Source organism: Microcystis sp. M165S2 (assembly GCF_020245885.1).
Taxonomy (GTDB): domain Bacteria; phylum Cyanobacteriota; class Cyanobacteriia; order Cyanobacteriales; family Microcystaceae; genus Microcystis.
The window spans coordinates 1-4,949 of the sequence record NZ_JADBTZ010000411.1 but is presented as its reverse complement, the minus strand read 5'-3'; the positions used below and the strand labels follow the sequence as shown (position 1 = coordinate 4,949).

5 protein-coding genes, 1 tRNA gene and 1 pseudogene are annotated in these 4,949 nt (G+C 44.7%); 2 read left to right on the top strand and 5 right to left on the bottom strand.

Translation table 11 applies throughout. From position 1 onward, the window contains the following. Nucleotides 1-290: 290 nt before the first annotated feature. A tRNA-Leu gene (locus tag IM479_RS20385) sits at nucleotides 291-371 on the bottom strand. A 73-nt stretch (nucleotides 372-444) separates the two neighbouring features. Between IM479_RS20385 and lgt the strand changes: the two genes are divergently transcribed. Next, complete coding sequence (gene lgt / locus IM479_RS20380) at nucleotides 445-1,296, top strand: prolipoprotein diacylglyceryl transferase (protein ID WP_287684033.1); 852 nt, start codon at nucleotides 445-447, stop codon at nucleotides 1,294-1,296. A 12-nt stretch (nucleotides 1,297-1,308) separates the two neighbouring features. Continuing rightward, the gene (locus tag IM479_RS20375; protein ID WP_287684032.1) at nucleotides 1,309-2,259 is read left to right on the top strand and encodes a branched-chain amino acid ABC transporter permease; all 951 of its coding nucleotides are present in this window, start codon (nucleotides 1,309-1,311) and stop codon (nucleotides 2,257-2,259) included. Between the two features lie 6 nt (nucleotides 2,260-2,265). On the opposite strand, the gene IM479_RS20370 is transcribed toward IM479_RS20375, so the two are convergent. The 4 genes and pseudogenes from IM479_RS20370 to IM479_RS20355 all read right to left on the bottom strand — a co-directional run. Beyond that, nucleotides 2,266-3,264, bottom strand: a complete 999-nt coding sequence (locus IM479_RS20370; RefSeq protein WP_287684035.1) for a Gfo/Idh/MocA family protein — start codon at nucleotides 3,262-3,264, stop codon at nucleotides 2,266-2,268. Between the two features lie 222 nt (nucleotides 3,265-3,486). Further along, on the bottom strand, nucleotides 3,487-3,762 hold the full coding sequence (locus tag IM479_RS20365; RefSeq protein WP_002785575.1) for a hypothetical protein: 276 nt from the start codon (nucleotides 3,760-3,762) through the stop codon (nucleotides 3,487-3,489). A 376-nt stretch (nucleotides 3,763-4,138) separates the two neighbouring features. Further along, nucleotides 4,139-4,699 carry a DciA family protein gene (locus tag IM479_RS20360; protein ID WP_287075830.1) on the bottom strand — a complete coding sequence of 187 codons (561 nt, stop codon included), beginning with the start codon at nucleotides 4,697-4,699 and terminating at the stop codon, nucleotides 4,139-4,141. Nucleotides 4,700-4,820: 121 nt separating this feature from the next. Next, a pseudogene (locus tag IM479_RS20355) lies at nucleotides 4,821-4,949 on the bottom strand (RNA-guided endonuclease TnpB family protein); the annotation flags it as partial.

Genomic DNA, 4,949 nt, shown 5'->3' with positions numbered 1-4,949 from the left:
TGTCATCCGTTATGATAATTGTACCAGAAGGCAATTGATAACCTGTTAAATTCCCTTGTTTCCACCATCTCCAAGCCGTTCGATAACTTATTCCTGCTTTTTTTGCATAGTCTGATAGTTTCATGTCTATATATTACCATGCCTGACTATATCTGACTATATTTGTATTGAAACTTTACAATACCAATTTCCCGAATCGGAGTCTCAAAAATGGAAATTAACAAGTTTTCCTTTTGGCTCGTCGGTCGTCAATACCAAATTAGGTTACACTTCATCGACCCCAGGGTTAATGCGGATGGAGGGACTCGAACCCACACATCAAAGACACTAGAACCTAAATCTAGCGCGTCTACCAATTCCGCCACATCCGCAAATATGTCACCGTATTTCATCATAGCATAAGATACTATAGGAAAGATAAAATTTTTTATTCTTAATAATTTTATGCTCTTAGGTTTTGTCTTTCAGTCTCCCGGCCCCGTCCTCTGGGAGATCGGACCAATTTCGGTGCGCTGGTATGGATTTCTCATCGCTATGGCGGTATTATTGGGTGTCACCCTCTCCCAGTACCTCGCCCAAAAAAGAGCGATCGATCCGGATTTAATCGCTGATTTGGCCATTTGGTTAGTAGTGGGGGCTATACCTGCAGCCCGTCTGTACTATGTTCTCTTTCAGTGGCAAGAATACGCGCAAAATCCTGCTGATATTATCGCCATTTGGAAGGGAGGTATCGCTATTCACGGGGCAATTATCGGGGGTTTGCTGGCAGCCCTAATCTTTGCCCGCGTTAATCGGGTTTCTCTTTGGCAATTACTCGATCTGGTGGCACCTTCAGTTATTCTCGGTCAAGCGATCGGACGTTGGGGTAACTTTTTTAATTCGGAAGCTTTTGGCAGTCCGACTAATTTACCTTGGAAGTTGTTTATTCCTCCGGCTAGTCGTCCTTTAGAATATATCACCGTCGATTATTTTCACCCCACTTTTCTCTACGAATCTCTCTGGAATCTGGGAGTTTTTGCCCTACTCATCTATCTATTTTTCTGGGGTTTAAAACACCCTAGTAAATTAAAAATTGGCACCCTTACCCTAGTCTATTTTATCGCCTACAGTCTAGGTAGATTCTGGATCGAGGGGCTACGCACCGATAGTTTAATGTTTGGGCTTTTGAAAATGGCGCAAATAATTAGTTTAGCGGCGATCGCTATCGGTATTTTCGGTTTATTCTGGTTATATAAACTGCAGCGTCCTTTACCAGATGTGGTGGCGACCGTCAGTTATAATCAAAAGTCACCCTAGCTAACCCTGACAATGGATCTAGTAACGATTTTTCAACAGGTTTTAAACGGTTTATCGATCGGTAGTGTCTATGCTATTTTTGCCCTCGGTTACACTTTGATTTTTTCCATTTTAGGGATTATCAATTTTGCCCATGGCGCAATTTTTACCCTCGGTGCCTATTTTACCTACGCTCTAGCGGGGGGAGTTTTCGGTTTTAATGGTTTATTAGCTAATGCCAAATTACCCTTTTCCTTACCCTTTTTTTTGGCACTTTTGCTAGGCTGTATCCTTTCAGGTTTCACCTCGGTTCTTCTGGAAAGATTGGCCTTTAAACCCCTCCGGGTACGGGGTTCCGATTCTCTCTTAACTCTGGTTTCTAGCCTAGGGGCAGCCTTGGTGATTGTCAATGTCATTCAATACTTATTCGGGGCAGAAATTTATACTTTTCCCGATGGGATTTATGGCAATCTTCCCCTCGCAATTAATTTTGGTACAGCCGATCGCCCCGTGGCAATTCGCACAATTCAGATGATTATTTTTCTGGTTTCAGCAGTTATGGTAGCTTTACTGACTTATTGGGTTAATTTTACCAAAATGGGCAAAGCTTTACAAGCGGTAGCTGAAGATGTCACCACTGCCAGTTTGTTGGGGATCAATCCCGAAAAATTTATCGTGATTACCTTTTTTATTAGTGGTGCCTTGGCAGGTTTAGCAGGAACTTTAGTCGGTTCTAGTGTTAGTATCGCTGGTCCCTATTTCGGCATTGCTTTCGGATTAAAAGGTTTAGGAGTGATTGTTTTAGGGGGATTGGGAAGTATCCCCGGAGCGGTAATCGGTGGTTTATTATTGGGTATTGCCGAAGCTTTTGTTCCCGCAGAATATTCCGGTTATCGAGAGGCGATCGCTTTTGCTATTCTCTTTATTATGTTGTTAGTTCGTCCCCAGGGTTTACTAGGCAGAAAGTTAATTCAAAAAGTCTAAGTCGGTTTAATTGGCCGAGAGAAAAACTGTTTTTCCCGACAAGGAAGATTGATAGGCAGCATAGGCCACTTCTAGGGCATAAAGACTGGCTTGGGGAGTAACATAGAGAGGAACCCGATCGAACAGATAATCTAGTACCATGGCGGTATCTTTGGCAAAAAGACCGCGACGGGTTTCCGCTTCTAAAGCTTGGCTACCTTCACTATTAATTAACTGCCCTGTTTCCCCTTCAAAAATTAAGCTACCCCCCTCGCCATGAATAGTGAAAGTTCGCTCATTCTGCCAAAAAACTTCCCCTTTGCCGTAGGTAACTTCGGCAATTAAGCCATTTTTAAATAATAACTGCGCCTCACACAAACAGGCCAGAAAATAATCGGATTCCGGGGCATTCCAATAACGACAATGACAGGATACGGACTCCACTTCCCCAAATAAATTAGTCAAGCGATGGATACGAGAAAGGGCAGCAATCAAAGGAAAACCGAATAAATCCCGATGAAATGTCCAGCGCTGGGGTGCTGGTCTGCCAGGGGCGATCGTGGTATAACGGGCTAGGTGGATATTGCCGAGGGTGGCTAAATACTGCTGTTGGGTTTGATGCAGTCCCCCCAAAAGTTCAATATGTTCGACGTGCAGTAATTTGTTCTCGGTTTCGGCTAGGGTGATTAATTCTGCTGCCGCTGCCGGGTGGAAAGCTAGGGGATACTCGACGATAACGTGCTTACCGGATTTTAAGGCAGTACGGGCGATCGAGGCATGGGCCTGATTAACATTGGCAACGACAATCAGATCGAGATCGGGATGGCTGGCCAGGCTTACTGCCGAATCTAGGGCAGAAATTTGGTATTTTTGCGAGAAATTAGCGATCGATTCGGCACTATTACCGCTAACATACAGAAGCCTAGCGCGATCATCTGCTTGCAAGCTTTCAGCGCGACGTTGAGCGGCGAACCCCGTCCCAACTATACCAATTTTCAGGGGATGATTAGAAGTCATCGGGGGCATTCTGGAGACATTAATTATCGGGAAGTGGGGTGTGGGAAGTGGGGAGAATAAATAAAAATAATCTCCTGACTCCTGCCGACTGCCTCTCGCCTTTTCCAGCTTTATCTTGGCAATCAACCTATCTATTATCTCAAAAATAGCACCCTAAAAGATGTGGGAGGGTGAATTCATATTTTGAATGGGCAACGCCAATTTTTTGCTCCTGTTTAGGCCCCAGATCTTCTAAACCGCGATCGGTTGTCGGGGAGCATGACGACGAGGGGAAACCACCACGGGAGTTGGCGACACTGCACAGGTTAATTCTAGAGACTGTTCTAAACTAACCACCCGATTGAGTTGTTGCCATTCAGTGCTAAAAGGAGGCATCGCTAGAGCGCAGGCTTTCCAATGAGCTTCGACGGGAACATCTAGTTGTTGACAAGTGCCACCGCGCCGACCTTGGGTTTGATAGTATCGGCAGTATCGACAGGAAGAGGTAAGAAAGTTTGCGGCTTGCATGGTTTGGCTTTAAAAGGAAGATGATTATAAGGAACTCAAGGGATGACTCTCTTTTCGCTCTGTGTAATATTGTCCTACTCTCTGCCAAGGGTATTTTCCTGACTACCACAGCTAGAACTGATATGCCATATAGTTTTTAGTGATCCCCAAAAAAAATTTTATTTTTAGAATCTTTTAATAGTTACTTTGCAAAAAGCAGCACTGTCTCAAAACTGAAGATTTCAACTCAGTTGTGGCCGAGGTTATTGGGTCTAGTATCAGCAATAACAGAACGGGGATCAAGCCTTAGCTCGATAGAATTGATGAATACAGGTTCAATTAAGACAGAAAAGATCGGCCAATTGATTCCTGACTCAAAACCACTCTTTCCACAATACTATAAAAAAATTGAATCTTTTACCCCGCCCGACTGGGCAAAACAAAAAGCACAACATTGCCAACGCTCAAGCTCTCCGGAGGGAGTGGGAGACTGACAACGAGGGCAAATTGGCCAGGATCGGGTTCTATGACGTATTTTCTGGCTCCAAGTCTCTAAAATGTCCGGTTGCTGGGGATTTTCTGGCGGTTTTTCCGGGGTGACATAGCTAGGATGATCTCTGAGGGAATTAGGCGCGATCGCTTCTAGCGGAATTAACTGACTATCCTGCTGCCAACGGGCAGCAGAAAAGCGGATATCGCTCAAGGGAGTCTCTAACTGACTATTAAGCCGTTTTAATAAGCTATAGCGTTGTAAAGACAATTCCTGTGCTAAAGCGGCGCTACTGGTAGCCACCGATAAAACCCCGCGACTCAGGGAAAAAGGCCGGGTTTGCTCAAGCAGACGGGGATTAATAATTTTTGGCCACAATTGCAGCACTTGATCATAGTGGCGATATTCTTCCCAACCCGCCTGTTGAGTAATAACCGCCAAAATTTTGTCAAGAGAATGTAAAGACATAGGGAAAATCTAGGGAATACCACGTTAGACTAGGACGAAAAAACCCCCTAACTTTTCAGCATAACCTTTAATACCCTCTTGACATCCTCGCCGCCGTAAAACGGACGGCGATTCCCAAACCTCACGATTTGGGTTTCTGCTTCTTTCCCTTGCGGGGTTCCGCACCTGCCTTAACAGATTTACTCTGTTCTGGTCTTATGGTCGCTCTACAGACTGACACCGCAAGTCCTGCGGCCAAAATGTTTTTACT